Consider the following 14,283-nt stretch of genomic DNA (forward strand, 5'->3'; position numbering starts at 1 on the left):
TCCGCTTTTTCTTTTGATCAACAAAATAATTTAGAATTCACCAGGGATCATTCGTCAGGACCGATCAACAGCACAGCAGCAAACCAGCCCGCCTAACTCTCCAAGAACAACAGGGCAGCGAGAAGAAATGCATTACGCAGTATTGACCGGCAGTCCACCCATTGGGATACATGGTTGCAGGTGAAATGGTGTAGTTGTTTTACTTTGTCGTGACGCCGTACAAAAAAACTGGAGGAGTCAACATGGCATCAAGTCTATGGTTTGCCGTCGCTTGCGGCATCATTGCCGTTGTCTATGGGCTGGTCTCGCGCAACTGGATCCTGAAACAGGATCCCGGAAATGCGCGCATGCAGGAAATTGCCGCGGCGATCCAGCAGGGAGCAGCGGCCTACCTGGCGCGCCAGTACCGCACCATCGCCATCGTCGGCGTGGTGCTGTTCATCATTATCGCGATACTGCCTGGACTGGGCCTGGTGACCGCGGCCGGTTTCCTGATCGGCGCGGTGCTGTCGGGAGCCTGCGGCTTCATCGGCATGAATGTCTCGGTGCGCGCCAATGTGCGCACCGCGCAGGCCGCCACCAAGGGCATGGGGCCGGCGCTGGACGTCGCTTTCCGCGGCGGCGCCATCACCGGCATGCTGGTGGTCGGGCTGGGGCTGCTGGGCGTGGCCTTGTTCTTCTTGTGGCTGCTGGCGTTCGCCGGACCCTCCGGACTTTCCCTGCACGACATCATCTGGCCTTTGATCGGACTGGCGTTCGGCGCTTCCCTGATTTCGATTTTCGCGCGTCTCGGCGGCGGCATCTTTACCAAAGGAGCCGATGTCGGCGCCGACCTGGTAGGCAAGGTGGAAGCCGGCATCCCGGAGGACGATCCGCGCAATCCCGCGGTGATCGCCGATAACGTCGGCGACAATGTCGGCGACTGCGCCGGCATGGCGGCCGACCTGTTCGAAACCTATGTGGTGACGCTGATCGCCACCATGCTGCTGGGTTCCCTGCTGATCCATGGCGCCGAACTGCAAGCCGTGCTGTATCCGCTGGCTCTGGGCGGGGTGTCTATCCTGGCTTCCATCGTCGGCTGTTCCATGGTCAAGGCCAAGCCGGGCAAGAAAATCATGTCGGCCTTGTATACCGGCCTGTGGTGGGCGGCGATCCTGAGCCTGATCGGCTTTGTTGTGGTGACCTGGCTGATCCTGCCGGAACCGATGCGGGTGCCGATGATGGGCTCGGCCCTGATCGGCATCGTGCTGACCGGCCTGATGGTGTATATCACCGAGTATTACACCGGCACCGATTTCAAGCCGGTGCGCCACATTGCGCAAGCCTCCACCACCGGCCACGGCACCAACATCATCGCCGGTCTTGGGGTCTCGATGAAATCGACTGCATATCCGGTGCTGGCGGTGTGCATCGCCATCCTGGCTTCTTACTGGCTGGGCGGCCTGTACGGCATTGCGATTGCCGCTACCGCCATGCTGTCGATGGCCGGCATCATTGTCGCGCTGGACGCCTATGGCCCGATTACCGACAACGCCGGCGGCATCGCCGAGATGTCGGGCTTGCCTGATTCGGTGCGGGCGATTACCGATCCGCTGGACGCGGTCGGCAACACCACCAAGGCGGTCACCAAGGGTTACGCCATCGGCTCGGCGGGCCTGGCGGCGCTGGTGCTGTTCGCCGATTACACCCATGCGCTCGACTCGGTGGGGAAAAGCACGGTATTCGATTTGTCGAATCCGCTGGTGATTGTCGGCCTGTTCATCGGCGGCCTGATTCCCTACCTGTTCGGGGCGATGGCGATGGAAGCGGTGGGGCGCGCAGCCGGCGCGGTAGTGATCGAAGTGCGGCGCCAGTTCCGCGACATCAAGGGCATCATGGACGGCAGCGGCAAACCGGAGTACGACAAGGCGGTCGACATGCTGACTTCATCGGCCATCAAGGAAATGATCATCCCGTCGCTGCTGCCGGTGGTGGTGCCGATCCTGGTCGGCCTGATACTGGGACCGGCAGCCTTGGGCGGTTTGCTGATGGGGACCATCGTCACCGGCCTGTTCGTGGCGATTTCGATGACCACCGGCGGCGGCGCCTGGGACAATGCCAAGAAATACATCGAGGATGGCAACCATGGCGGCAAGGGCTCGGAAGCGCACAAGGCGGCGGTGACCGGCGACACGGTCGGCGATCCTTACAAGGATACGGCGGGCCCGGCGGTCAATCCCCTGATCAAGATCATCAATATCGTGGCCTTGCTGCTGGTGCCGCTGCTGCCGGCTTCGGGCATGCAGCAGGCGGCGGCAGGCGCGCCGGTGGTGCTGGTGCCTGTGCCGGTAACCGCCCCGGCGACGGCAGTGATCGTCGACAACGGCGCGGCCCCGGCCCCGGCTTCTTCGCCGGCGACTGTTATCTACTTTGAATCCGGCAAGGCGGAAGCCCCGGCCGATACCGCTGAAAAATTGGCCGTCGTGGTGGATGCGGCGAAAGCCAAGGCCGGTTCCAAAGTCGTGGTCAGCGGCTTCCACGACACCACCGGCGACCCGGCCAAGAACGAGGAAATTTCCAAGGAGCGCGCCAAGAGCGTGAAAGCGATCCTGCTGATCGCAGGCGTGGCCGAAGACGCCATCGTGCTGGAAAAACCGCAAGTGACCACCGGCAGCGGCGATAACGCTCAGGCGCGGCGGGTCGAAGTCAGCGTCCGCTAGCCATTTGGCGAGGGCTGGGGAGCGGCAGGTGCAGCCTGCCGCTCCCTTTTATCTTCAGTCGGGCCCTACACAAATTTCTTCTCCCTGTTACTCTTCATATCCATGGAGACAAAACAAAAAACGGGCCTTATCCTGACCGGCGGCGGCGCCCGCGCGGCTTACCAGGTTGGCGTGATGGATGCGGTGGCGTCCATCTTGCGCGAGCAGGGCTGGGCGCCGGAACAGAATCCCTTCGATATCATTTGCGGCACGTCCGCCGGCGCCATCAACGCCACGGCGCTGGCTTGCCGGGTCGAGAACTTCGGCCTGGGCGTGCAAAAGCTGATGGATGTCTGGGAACACTTCACGGTTGAACAGGTATACCGCGCCGATTCGCTTGGCGTGCTGCGCTCGGGGGCGCGCTGGCTGTCCCTGCTGTCGTTCGGCTGGCTGCTGCGCAAATGGCATGCGCATCCGCCCAATTCCCTGCTCGACAATACGCCGCTGATTACCTTGCTGCACCGGCTGCTGGACCTGGAGCGGCTCGATGCGGCGCTGGTCAACGGCCACCTGCTGGCGCTGGCGATCACCGCATCCTCATACAGCGGCGGCCAGCACATTACCTTTTACCAGAGCGCCGTCGAAATCCAGGGCTGGACCCGCAGCCAGCGGCGGGCGGTCAGGGACCAGATCAATGTCGGACATTTGCTGGCGTCGTCGGCGATTCCTTTCATTTTTCCGGCGATCCCGATTTATTGCGACGGCCGCCGCGAATATTTCGGCGACGGTTCGATGCGCCAGCTGGCGCCGATTTCTCCGGCGATCCACCTGGGCGCCAGCAAGGTGCTGGTGGTGGGCGCAGGGCGCCGCAAGGAAGCGCCCACCGATGCGCCCGTGTTTGCCCGTTACCCCAGCCTGGCGCAGATCGCCAGCCATGCCTTGTCCAGCATTTTCCTGGATGGGCTGGCGGTGGATATCGAACGGCTGGAGCGCATCAATCACACGCTTTCCTTCCTGACGGACGAGCAACGCCAGCGCACGCCGCTGAAACCTGTGGAAATGCTGATCATTTCACCGTCGGAACAGATCGATGATATTGCCACCAAACATTTCGGCAGCTTGCCATTGCCGATCCGCACCTTGCTCGGCGGCCTTGGCGCCAAGGACGCGCACGGCGGCGGTCTCGCCTCTTATCTGTTGTTCGAATCGGGATATACACGTGAACTGATACGCATGGGCCAGAAAGATACGCTGGCGCGGCGCGACGAAGTGGCCGATTTTTTTGGTCCGAGCCCGGCTGCCAGGCAAGCGGCGGAGAACTTGTGATCGGTAAATATTGTCAAATATTGCAACACTTGCAGCCGTGACAAGGATACGGGTTGATTCGTTTTCATCAACACGTTACCCTACGGTATCAGAACCATAAAATATTAAATTTATGAAAAGCCACGCAACCCGGCGCCATTTCCCTGGTCTAAGTTCCGATTTCGCCGCGGCTATATTGCGTAACGGAATCTTGCTGTTGCTTGGCTTGCTGCTGTCTTTTCAAGTATTTGCAAGGGAATCCCCGCCGCAGGATGTGGTTTCGGTAGGCCAGTTGCCGCAGGAAGCGCAAGCGACATTGATACTGATTAAGCAGGGCGGACCGTTCCCGTACGCCAAGGATGGCGTGGTATTCGGCAATTATGAAGGGATGCTGCCCAGGCAGCGGCGCGGGTATTACCACGAATTCACGGTGAAAACGCCGCGTGCCCGCAACCGCGGCGCACGCCGGATCATCGCCGGCGGCAATCCACAGACTTCAGGCGAGTATTACTACACTGATAATCATTATCAAACTTTCAGACGCATCCAAGAGTGACTGAGATACAAAAACAACAGCAATCCATCATCATTGCTCTAGCTGAGGGAAAAATGAGTTTGTTTAAAACCGTACCGCCAAATGTAGTGCAGTCCATCCGCGCCTTCCGTGTGACCGACCTGCAGGCGGAGGCCAACCGCCTCGGGCAGCATTTCCTGTATGCGTATTGCGCGGAAGCAACGACTAAACAGCAAGTGCTGGCAAATATTGCCCACGCCTTCCATTTTCCCAAGCATTTCGGCAAGAATTTCGACGCCCTGGCCGATTGCCTGACCGACCTGGCACACAAAGCCGGCCCGCAGCCGGGTTTCATTGTGGTGATCGAACAACTGCCGAATACCCCCAAGTTCGACAAGGAAGCGCGGGAAACCCTGCTCGACGTATTCCGCGACAGCGCCGATTTCTGGGCCGACAAAAAAGTAGCTTTCCGCGTTTTTTATTCATTCCAGTAACACTGTCTTAATCAAAATTTACCGCTGTTTTTAATCAAAAACAGCATTGCAACGGGTACAATGCGCGCCATGAGAAGCATTGTTATCCTGATTTCCGGGCGTGGCAGCAACATGCAAGCCATCGTCCGCGCCGCTCAAACCGAACAATGGCCTGCCAGAATCGCCGCTGTCATCAGCAACCGGGCAGATGCCGAGGGTTTGAAATTTGCCGCTGCCCAAGGCATTCCAACGGCAGTGGTTGCGAATAAAGACTATCCTGATCGTGAACAGTTCGACGCCGCCTTACGCGTCGTGATTGACGGATTTGCCCCGGACCTGGTGGTGCTGGCGGGTTTCATGCGTATCCTGACTGCGCCGCTGGTGGAACATTATGCCGGCCGCATGCTGAATATCCATCCCTCTTTGCTGCCGAGTTTCCCGGGAATGGCGACCCACAGGCAAGCGCTGCAGGCCGGCGTCAAGGTGCATGGCGCGACCGTGCATTTTGTCACGCCGACGCTGGACCATGGCCCGATCGTGGCGCAGGCCGTGGTGCCGGTGCTGGAAGACGATACCGAACAGCTGCTGGAGCAGCGCGTGCTGGTCGAAGAGCATCAGCTATATCCGCGCGCAGTGCGCTGGTTTGTCGAAAATCGGCTGAGCATCGAAGATGGACGAGTGCATAACAGTGCGGCTCCGCACGAACGCTAATACCGGCGTTTGGCAAGCCCGAGCGCGACCAACAGATTAAAAAGATTTTTATGAAAGATTCATTATGAGATTGCCTCCCGCGATCATCGGTCACACCGAAGAAGTCTTGCGCGAAATTTTGCGTTTTACCGGCCCCGCCGACGGCACTTTGTCGCGCTATTTCCGCGATCATCCGAAGCTCGGTTCGCGCGAGCGCGGCGTGATTGCCGAAGCGGTCTACGGCCTGCTGCGCAACAAGGCGATCTACGCCAGTTTCGCCGAATCCGGCAACGGCCCGACCATGCGCCGCATGACCCTGCTGGGCCTGGCCGACGCGGTCAGCATCGAGTCGCTGGGCGGCTTGTCTGAAGAAGAAACCGAATGGCTGACACGGGTCGCCGAGATCGACCGTAACCTGATGCCGCCGCTGATGCGTTCGAATTTGCCGCAATGGCTGTTCGACAAACTGGTGGCGCGCGACGGCGAAGCCGCTACCTTGCAGTTGGCGCATGCGATGAACCAGCCGGCGCCGCTTGACCTGCGTGTGAATTCGCTCAAGGCTAACCGGGAAGACGTCATTGCCGCCTTGGCTGAAGCGCCGATCTTGTGCGAGCCGACCCCTTATGCGCCGCTTGGCTTGCGCGTCATCAAGAAGCCGACTTTGCAAAACCTGCCGCTGTTCAAGAGCGGCGCGATCGAGGTGCAGGATGAAGGCAGCCAGCTGCTGGCGCAGATCGTCGGCGCCAAGCGCGGCGAGATGGTCGTCGATTTCTGCGCCGGTGCCGGCGGCAAGACGCTGGCCCTGGGCGCGACGATGCGCAACACCGGTCGCCTGTATGCTTTCGACGTTTCCGAGAAACGCCTGGCGAAACTCAAGCCGCGCATGGCGCGCAGCGGCCTGTCCAACATCCATCCGGTATTGATCGCGCACGAGAACGACGGCAAGGTAAAGCGCCTGGCCGGCAAGATCGACCGGGTGCTGGTCGATGCGCCGTGCAGCGGCCTCGGCACGCTGCGCCGCAATCCCGACGTCAAATGGCGGCAGACGCCGGAAGCGATTGTCGAGATGAATGCCAAGCAGATCGCGATCCTGTCCAGCGCTGCGCGCCTGGTCAAGTCTGGCGGCCGCCTGGTGTACGGCACCTGCAGCTTGCTGGATGAGGAAAACGACGCGATCGCGGCGCAGTTCCTGGCCAGCCACGAAGATTTCTCGCTGGTGCCGATGAAAGATGTGCTGGCCGAGCAAAAGATTGAACTGGAGATGGGCGACTATCTCAAACTGTTGCCGCACCAGCACCAGACCGACGGTTTCTTTGCCGCGGTGTTCGTGCGCAAATAAGCAAGCGGCTCGACTGATGACGTAACCGCCAGGACGTTACGCTGTACGCAAAATAATGCCAGATATCTTTACCGAACTACTCAACGACCTGCTGAACAGCTTGCGTGCGCCGGGTTTGCCGGCGCAGGTCGGCTTGCTGCTGTTGTGCGTAGGCCTGGGCTGGCTGCTGGCTCGCCTGCTGCGGCGCACTTTCAGCGTCAGTACGGTGCAGCCGGCGGCGATGCAGATCGGGCTCGGCAGTTTTGCCAAGGTCTTGACTCCCATCATTACCTTGCTTTTGCTGATACTGGTCAAACTGGCGCTGCAGAAATGGCATCAGCCGGTGGATATCATGCGGCTGGTGATCCCATTGGTGGCTTCGCTGGCGCTGATGCGTTTCGTGTTTTATGTCTTGCGCCGGGTTTTCGCGCGCAACAGCGGCGTCGGCACCTTCCTGCTGCTGTTTGAAAAGAGTTTCGGCGTGCTGGTCTGGATCGGCTTGCTGCTGTACATCACCGGCTGGTGGCCGGACCTGTTCGATTACCTGGACAGCACGGTGCTGCCTATCGGTCGCTACAAGGTGTCGCTGCTGGCGATCATGCAAGCGCTGGTCTCGGTGCTGGTGACGCTGGTGATTGCCTTGTGGGCCGGCGCGGCGCTGGAAGAGCGCCTGATGCGCGTCAACACCGTGCATTCCTCGGTGCGCACGGTGGTGGCGCGCATGGCGCGCGCTGTCCTGATCCTGATTGCCGTATTGCTCAGCCTGTCGCTGGTGGGCATCGACCTGACGGTGCTGTCGGTATTCGGCGGTGCGCTGGGTGTGGCGCTGGGGCTTGGTTTACAGAAAATCGCCAGCAGCTATGTGTCGGGCTTCGTGATTTTGCTGGAGCGCAGCCTGGCGATCGGCGATATGGTCGGGGTCAGCACATTTTACGGCAAGGTGGTCCAGATCAACAGCCGCTACACTGTGCTGCAGGGGCTGGACGGGATCGATACGGTGGTGCCGAATGAAGTCTTCATGATCAATTCGGTGCAGAATTATTCGCTGACCAACCGCGTGCTGCGCCTGGCGACGCATGTGACGATCGAGCATCAGGACGATGTCGAAAGCGTATTGCTGCTGCTGGAGCAGGTTGTGGTCGAGGTTGACCGTGTGTCGCACGAAATCTTGCCGCAGGCCTTGCTGCTGAAGATCGGTCCGGACGGGTTAGAGCTAGAGGTCGGATTCTGGATCACGGATCCGGAGAACGGCCGGCTGAATGTGTTGTCTGATGTTAACCGTGCTATCTGGCGCGTGTTGCAAGCCCGTCACATTAAGGTTGCACAAGTGAAACGAGATATCAGGATGATGCAAGAGACGGAGTTGCACAAAGGCAATTTCGACGCCGATTCACAACAAGATTTGCCATCAGATCGCCTGCGTGGCGCGCCAAAACCTAAAAACATCTAATAATAAGGGTACAATTGCACTCGAAATTCGGGTAACTGTTCGGTAACTACCCGTCAACTTACCCGTATCTCACTGTAAAATAAGCAGTGGCATCATCTACCCATCTACACATGGAGTACACATAGTGTTCAATGCAATACTCGATTTCTTATCGAATGGCGTAACAGGCGCGAGCGCCTGGCAGGTCGTCGTGTTCACGCTGGTCGTGACGCATATCACGATTGCTGCAGTGACTATTTTCCTGCACCGTTGCCAGGCTCACCGCGCGCTCGACCTGCACGCGATTCCAAGTCATTTCTTCCGTTTCTGGCTGTGGCTGACGACCGGCATGGTGACCAAGGAATGGGCTTCGATCCACCGCAAGCATCATGCAAAGTGCGATACCGAGGAAGATCCGCATAGCCCGGTAACGCGCGGCATCAAGAAAGTATTCTGGGAAGGCGCGGAGCTGTACCGTGCAGAATCCAAGAACCTGGAAACCATGGAAAAATTCGGCCATGGCACACCGGACGACTGGATCGAGAGAAACCTGTATACCAAGCACAGCGCCCTGGGCATCGTGGCCATGCTGTTTATCGACATCATGCTGTTCGGCGTCATCGGCGTCAGCGTCTGGGCCGTGCAAATGGTCTGGATCCCGATTACCGCTGCCGGCATCATCAACGGCATCGGCCACTACTGGGGCTATCGCAACTACGATTGCAACGATGCGGCGACCAACATCATCCCGTTCGGCATCATCATCGGCGGCGAAGAGCTGCACAACAATCACCACACCTTCGGCACTTCCGCCAAGTTGTCGTCGAAGTGGTACGAGTTCGACATCGGCTGGATGTATATCCGCATGCTGGAAATCTGCGGCCTGGCCAAGGTCAAGAAAATCGCGCCTGCGCCAAAATTCAACCACGCCAAGCTGGTGCCGGACCTGGACACGCTGCAATCGGTGATCGCCAACCGCTACGACGTCATGGCCAAGTACGCCAAATCGTTGAAGAGCGCCTGGCATGAAGAGCGCGGCCAGCTGACAGACAAAGCCAAGCAGGGCGCCGTTTTCCTGAAGTCGTCGAAGAAGCTGCTGCAACGCGAACCGACCAAGCTGGAAGCGCCGCAGAAGCAGCAATTGACTGAGTTGTTCCTGCATAGCAAAGCGCTGCAAACCATGCACGAGATGCGGGTTGAGCTGGGTGCGATATGGGAGCGTTCACACTTCACGCGCGATCAGTTGCTGCATCAGCTGCAAGACTGGTGCGCACGTGCCGAAGCGTCGGGCATCAAGTCGCTGCAGGATTTCTCGCTGCGCCTGCGCAGTTATTCCTGAGCCGCGGGACAGGGCGCTGATGTATTGAGGCGTCCCGATCCTGCCAAGAAAACGGTCCATGCAAATCGGGCCGTTTTTTTTCGCCTGACGTATTTTGCGGGAGGCATTGCCGCATCCGGCCTGGATGCCTGCGGCAGCGTAGGGACGTAAAAAAGCCCCGCAGGACAGAGTCTTGCGGGGCTTTTTGCAGAGCAGGATCAATTACTTGATCTTGGTCTCTTTGTATTCAACGTGCTTACGAACCTTCGGGTCGAACTTCATGATCGACATTTTTTCCGGCGTCGTACGCTTGTTTTTTGTGGTGGTGTAGAAATGACCTGTACCTGCGGTCGATTCCAGCTTGATTTTGTCGCGGCCTGATTTCGCCATGATTCTTCCTTTATTCTGCTAGTTAGACTTTTTCGCCACGAGCGCGCAAATCGGTCAACACGGCATCGATGCCGATTTTGTCGATCACGCGCAAGCCGGCGTTGGACAAGCGCAGGGAGACCCAGCGATTTTCAGACTCAACGAAAATGCGGCGATTTTGCAAGTTAGGCAAAAAGCGACGTTTCGTCTTGTTGTTTGCATGGGAAACGTTGTTGCCGACCATCGGCCCCTTCCCGGTGACTTGGCAGACACGTGCCATGTTTTTACTCCTAAAAGATTTCCGAAACTGGAAAAAAGGAGAGTATATATAAAAAAATGAGATTTTTCAATGACTTGCGAAAAACAATTGTGTCTTCTGCGCGCTCGTGGATTTAACAATTTGAAATCCGGGGATTTACAGCTGGCCATGCTCGGCGAAAGAGTGCACTTGCGTACCGGCCACGATGAAATGATCCAGCACCCTGACGCTGATCAGGTCCAGCGCCTGCTTCAGGGTTTGCGTCAGGCGGCAATCGGCGGCGCTTGGCTCCAGCGTGCCGGATGGATGGTTATGCGCCAGCATGACGCTGGCGGCATTGTGCCGCAGCGCGGCCTTGACCACCTCGCGCGGATAGACGCTGGCGTGGGTCAGCGTGCCGCGGAATAGTTCTTCGGCGCAGATCAGGCGGTTCTTCACGTCCAGGAACAGCACCAGGAATGATTCATAGGGCTTGTTGGTCAGCAGCAGCTGCAGGTACTGCTTGACGGCGGCAGGGGCGTCGAAGCTGCTGCCGGCCTGCAGTTCTTCCACCAGCGAGCGCCTGCCCAGCTCGAGTATCGCTTGCAGCTGGGCAAATTTGGCCGGGCCGAGGCCGTTGATCGCGCAGAAATCCTTGAGCGGGGCGGAAAACAGGCGATTCAGGGAGCCGAAATGGCTGGTCATTTCGCGTCCCAGGTCGACCGCGCTTTTGCCGGCGGCGCCAACCCGCAGGAATACCGCCAGCAGCTCCGCGTCGGAGAGCGCTTGCGGGCCAAGCTTGATCAAGCGTTCGCGCGGCCTCTGATCCGCAGGCCAGTCAGTAATTGCCATGGTGTAATCGGGGTAGGGCCGGTATCGGCCGCGTCATATGGTCCAAGGTGGCTTACAATATCATCTTCTGATCGGCAGTTATTTTTTTGTTAATGGTGCTTTTGCCTAATTTATGTCTAATTTGTCTCTCCCAGTCGTTACCGAAGCATCCTACCTGACCTTGCACTATCGTCTCGCCTCGCAAGATGGCGAAGATATCGTCACCACTTTCAAGGAGTCGCCTGCCACCCTGCAGTTCGGCATGGGCCAGCTGGCGCCTTTCCTGGAAGCTTGCCTGCTGGGTTTGCCGGAAGGCACGCATCAAACTTTCGATCTGCCGCCGGAGCAGGCTTTCGGACCGCGCAACCCCGAGCTGATCCAGCGTGTCTCGCGCGCTACGCTGCGCCAGAACTCCCAGCTGGGAGAGGAGTATCGTATCGGTGACCTGGTGGAATTCGCGGCGCCGGGCGGCGGCCAGTTTGCCGGCGTGCTGCGCGAGATTGACGAGCAGGGGGCCTTGTTCGATTTCAACCATCCCCTGGCCGGGCAGTCGCTCAAGTTCGAAGTGAAAATCATCGGCATTTTGTAGTGTGCGGCTGAAGCGCATGAACATGGATATGAATATGGATAAAGAGATTTTATTGGCGCAGCCGCGCGGTTTCTGCGCCGGCGTCGACCGCGCGATCGAAATTGTCGAGCGCGCGCTGGAGCAGTTTGGCGCACCGATTTATGTGCGTCACGAAATTGTCCACAATGCTTATGTAGTGGCGGACCTGCGCAACAAGGGCGCCATTTTCATTGAGGAGCTGGCCGACGTCCCGGCCGGCAACACCGTGATTTTTTCTGCCCATGGCGTCTCCAAGGCGGTGCAGGAAGAGGCCGAAGTGCGCGGCTTGAAAGTGTTCGATGCGACTTGCCCGCTGGTGACCAAGGTCCATATGGAAGTCGCCAAGATGCGCCGCGAAGGCCGCGAAATCGTCATGATCGGCCATGAAGGCCATCCCGAGGTAGAGGGCACCATGGGCCAGACCAATGACGGCATGCACCTGGTCGAGACCGTAGCCGACGTCGAGCGGCTGCAGGTAGGCAATCCCGACATGCTGGCCTATGTGTCGCAGACTACCTTGTCGGTCGACGACACCGCAGACGTGATCGCGGCGCTGAAGCAGAAATTCCCCAGCATTACCGAGCCGAAAAAGGGCGATATCTGCTACGCCACCACCAACCGCCAGCAGGCGGTCAAGTTCATGGCGCCGCAGGTCGACGTGGTGATCGTGGTCGGCAGCCCGAACAGCTCGAATTCCAACCGCCTGCGCGAAGTGGCGGAGAAGAAGGGCACTGTCGCCTACATGGTGGACAACGCCGAACAGATCGACCAGGCCTGGCTGCAAGGGAAAAACCGGATCGGCGTCACCGCCGGCGCGTCGGCGCCGGAAATCCTGGTGCAGGCCGTGATAGACCGCCTGAAGGCCTGCGGCGCCAAGAACGTGCGTACGCTGGACGGCGCCGAAGAGAATGTCACTTTCCCCATGCCCAAGGGATTGGCGAGGGTTTAGGCGGGAAGATGGCGCCGCAGGCAACAGGCCTGTCGTTACTTAGTGACAATTATCAGTAATACTATTTCACTTCTGCGTTACTTCTGTTTCATGTCTGCCTGAAATTCCTGGCAAGAGCCGCGTCCAGCGGCCTTGCCGCCCTATTCTGGCGCGAAATTATATTTCGAAGAAACTCCACTTTTCCATCGATAGTTTTTTGTTTTCCTAGCTATCATTGCGGCGCTGCGGTTTGAATGTAAAAACCTGTGCGAACCGCGGGCAGCAGGTTAATATTGCAGTACTGTCAGAGTTGATTATCGCTCAACGTTAGCTATAATCCGCACAGTAATGGTGCATTGCCGCCGCGGCAAGGCGCTCTAAGACAAAAAACGTTTTTGCAGAAAGACGTATAGGAGACAAACGAATATGCATACCCCATCCTTTTTTCTTATTCCGGCTATTCACGCGATGCCAAATTACCCTTCCAGCCATCGTTGCAGATGAGGGGAAGGGCGTCTCCCAACGGCACTAGGACTTTATCCAGGGTGCCGTTTTTGTATCGGGAATGATTTTTGCTGTGCTGCCTATGGTCGCAATAGTGTTCTGACCGATTTGACCCAAAACACATAGAACAAGGAAATTATGGATATCTTTATCCAACAAGTTATCAACGGCTTGGTGCTGGGAAGCATGTATGCGTTGATTGCCCTCGGTTACACGATGGTGTACGGGGTGCTGAACCTGATCAACTTCGCCCATGGCGACATCCTGATGATCGGGGCCATGGTCGGACTGTCCATCCTCAAGCTGCTGCAGCACGTGGCGCCGGGCCTGCCCGGGATTGTCCAGCTGGCGATCGCCATCATCGGCGCCATCCCGGTCTGCGTCATCATCAGCCTGATCATCGAACGGGTCGCCTACCGGCCGCTGCGCAATGCGCCGCGCCTGGCGCCGCTGATCACGGCGATCGGCGTTTCCATCCTGCTGCAGACGTTCGCCATGATGATCTGGGGCCGCAGCCCGCTGGCGGTGCCGCAAGTCATGCCTTCCGATCCTGTGCATATCTTCGGCGCCCTGATCTCGCCGACCCAGATCATGCTGCTGGTGCTGGCCGCCGCCTCGATGTTCGGCCTGGTGATGCTGGTCGAGAAAACCAAGATGGGCCGCGCCATGCGCGCCACTGCCGAGAATCCGCGGGTTGCCGGCTTGATGGGGGTTGATTCCAACCGCGTCATCGTGATGACCTTCGCCATCGGCGCCGCGCTGGCGGCAGTCGCCGGCGTGATGTGGGGCGCCAACTATTCATCGGCGCAGTTCGCCATGGGCTTCGTGCCTGGCTTGAAAGCATTCTCCGCCGCGGTGCTGGGCGGTATCGGCAATATCTACGGCGCCATGCTGGGCGGTATCCTGCTGGGCCTGATCGAAAGCCTGGGCGCCGGCTACATCGGCGACCTGACGGGCAATTTCTTCGGCAGCAACTACCAGGACATTTTTGCCTTCATCGTCCTGATTATCGTCTTGACCTTGCGTCCGTCCGGCATCATGGGCGAACGTGTTGCTGACCGTGCTTGACCGGAGGGGGACA

The 14,283-nt window shown here is 58.6% G+C and carries 14 protein-coding genes; 11 read left to right on the plus strand and 3 right to left on the minus strand.

All coding sequences use genetic code 11. The features are described 5' to 3' along the window. Window positions 1-242 precede the first annotated feature (242 nt). The 8 genes from AC07RZ_RS03730 (at window position 243) to AC07RZ_RS03765 (ending at window position 9,746) form a co-directional block, all read left to right on the plus strand. The gene (locus AC07RZ_RS03730; RefSeq protein ID WP_494666949.1) at window positions 243-2,699 is read left to right on the plus strand and encodes a sodium-translocating pyrophosphatase; all 2,457 of its coding nucleotides are present in this window, start codon (window positions 243-245) and stop codon (window positions 2,697-2,699) included. Window positions 2,700-2,801: 102 nt separating this feature from the next. Further along, a complete protein-coding gene (locus tag AC07RZ_RS03735; RefSeq protein ID WP_494666950.1) occupies window positions 2,802-4,004 on the plus strand; it encodes a patatin-like phospholipase family protein in 1,203 nt (400 codons plus the stop codon). 112 nt (window positions 4,005-4,116) lie between these two features. Then, window positions 4,117-4,539 carry a guanyl-specific ribonuclease gene (locus tag AC07RZ_RS03740; RefSeq protein ID WP_494666951.1) on the plus strand — a complete coding sequence of 141 codons (423 nt, stop codon included), beginning with the start codon at window positions 4,117-4,119 and terminating at the stop codon, window positions 4,537-4,539. Between the two features lie 53 nt (window positions 4,540-4,592). Further along, the gene (locus AC07RZ_RS03745; RefSeq protein ID WP_144738757.1) at window positions 4,593-4,991 is read left to right on the plus strand and encodes a barstar family protein; all 399 of its coding nucleotides are present in this window, start codon (window positions 4,593-4,595) and stop codon (window positions 4,989-4,991) included. Between the two features lie 60 nt (window positions 4,992-5,051). Beyond that, window positions 5,052-5,681 carry a phosphoribosylglycinamide formyltransferase gene (gene purN, locus AC07RZ_RS03750; protein ID WP_494666952.1) on the plus strand — a complete coding sequence of 210 codons (630 nt, stop codon included), beginning with the start codon at window positions 5,052-5,054 and terminating at the stop codon, window positions 5,679-5,681. A 64-nt stretch (window positions 5,682-5,745) separates the two neighbouring features. After that, a complete protein-coding gene (locus AC07RZ_RS03755) occupies window positions 5,746-6,999 on the plus strand; it encodes an RsmB/NOP family class I SAM-dependent RNA methyltransferase (RefSeq protein ID WP_494666953.1) in 1,254 nt (417 codons plus the stop codon). Between the two features lie 55 nt (window positions 7,000-7,054). Next, window positions 7,055-8,428, plus strand: coding sequence for a mechanosensitive ion channel family protein (locus tag AC07RZ_RS03760; protein ID WP_494666954.1), 1,374 nt, complete (start codon window positions 7,055-7,057; stop codon window positions 8,426-8,428). Between the two features lie 124 nt (window positions 8,429-8,552). Continuing rightward, window positions 8,553-9,746, plus strand: a complete 1,194-nt coding sequence (locus AC07RZ_RS03765) for a DesA family fatty acid desaturase (protein ID WP_494666955.1) — start codon at window positions 8,553-8,555, stop codon at window positions 9,744-9,746. 201 nt (window positions 9,747-9,947) lie between these two features. Here the strand turns inward: AC07RZ_RS03765 and rpmG are convergent, their stop codons facing one another. The 3 genes from rpmG to radC all read right to left on the minus strand — a co-directional run bounded on the left by rpmG (window position 9,948) and on the right by radC (window position 11,184). Next, entirely contained in the window at window positions 9,948-10,115 is a 168-nt protein-coding gene (gene rpmG / locus AC07RZ_RS03770) for a 50S ribosomal protein L33 (protein ID WP_009667251.1), read from the minus strand. A gap of 22 nt (window positions 10,116-10,137) precedes the next feature. Beyond that, complete coding sequence (rpmB, locus tag AC07RZ_RS03775) at window positions 10,138-10,374, minus strand: 50S ribosomal protein L28 (RefSeq protein WP_014005219.1); 237 nt, start codon at window positions 10,372-10,374, stop codon at window positions 10,138-10,140. A 135-nt stretch (window positions 10,375-10,509) separates the two neighbouring features. Beyond that, window positions 10,510-11,184: a RadC family protein gene (radC, locus tag AC07RZ_RS03780; RefSeq protein ID WP_144738760.1), complete on the minus strand. Its 675-nt coding sequence runs from the start codon at window positions 11,182-11,184 to the stop codon at window positions 10,510-10,512. A 112-nt stretch (window positions 11,185-11,296) separates the two neighbouring features. Between radC and AC07RZ_RS03785 the strand changes: the two genes are divergently transcribed. The 3 genes from AC07RZ_RS03785 to AC07RZ_RS03795 all read left to right on the plus strand — a co-directional run bounded on the left by AC07RZ_RS03785 (window position 11,297) and on the right by AC07RZ_RS03795 (window position 14,270). Further along, entirely contained in the window at window positions 11,297-11,752 is a 456-nt protein-coding gene (locus AC07RZ_RS03785; protein ID WP_144738761.1) for an FKBP-type peptidyl-prolyl cis-trans isomerase, read from the plus strand. A 28-nt stretch (window positions 11,753-11,780) separates the two neighbouring features. Continuing rightward, window positions 11,781-12,719, plus strand: coding sequence for a 4-hydroxy-3-methylbut-2-enyl diphosphate reductase (ispH, locus tag AC07RZ_RS03790; RefSeq protein ID WP_494666956.1), 939 nt, complete (start codon window positions 11,781-11,783; stop codon window positions 12,717-12,719). Window positions 12,720-13,340: 621 nt separating this feature from the next. After that, entirely contained in the window at window positions 13,341-14,270 is a 930-nt protein-coding gene (locus tag AC07RZ_RS03795; RefSeq protein WP_144738763.1) for a branched-chain amino acid ABC transporter permease, read from the plus strand. Window positions 14,271-14,283: the final 13 nt, after the last annotated feature.

The sequence above is a fragment of the Collimonas sp. GW821-FHT07E08 genome (assembly GCF_059418905.1).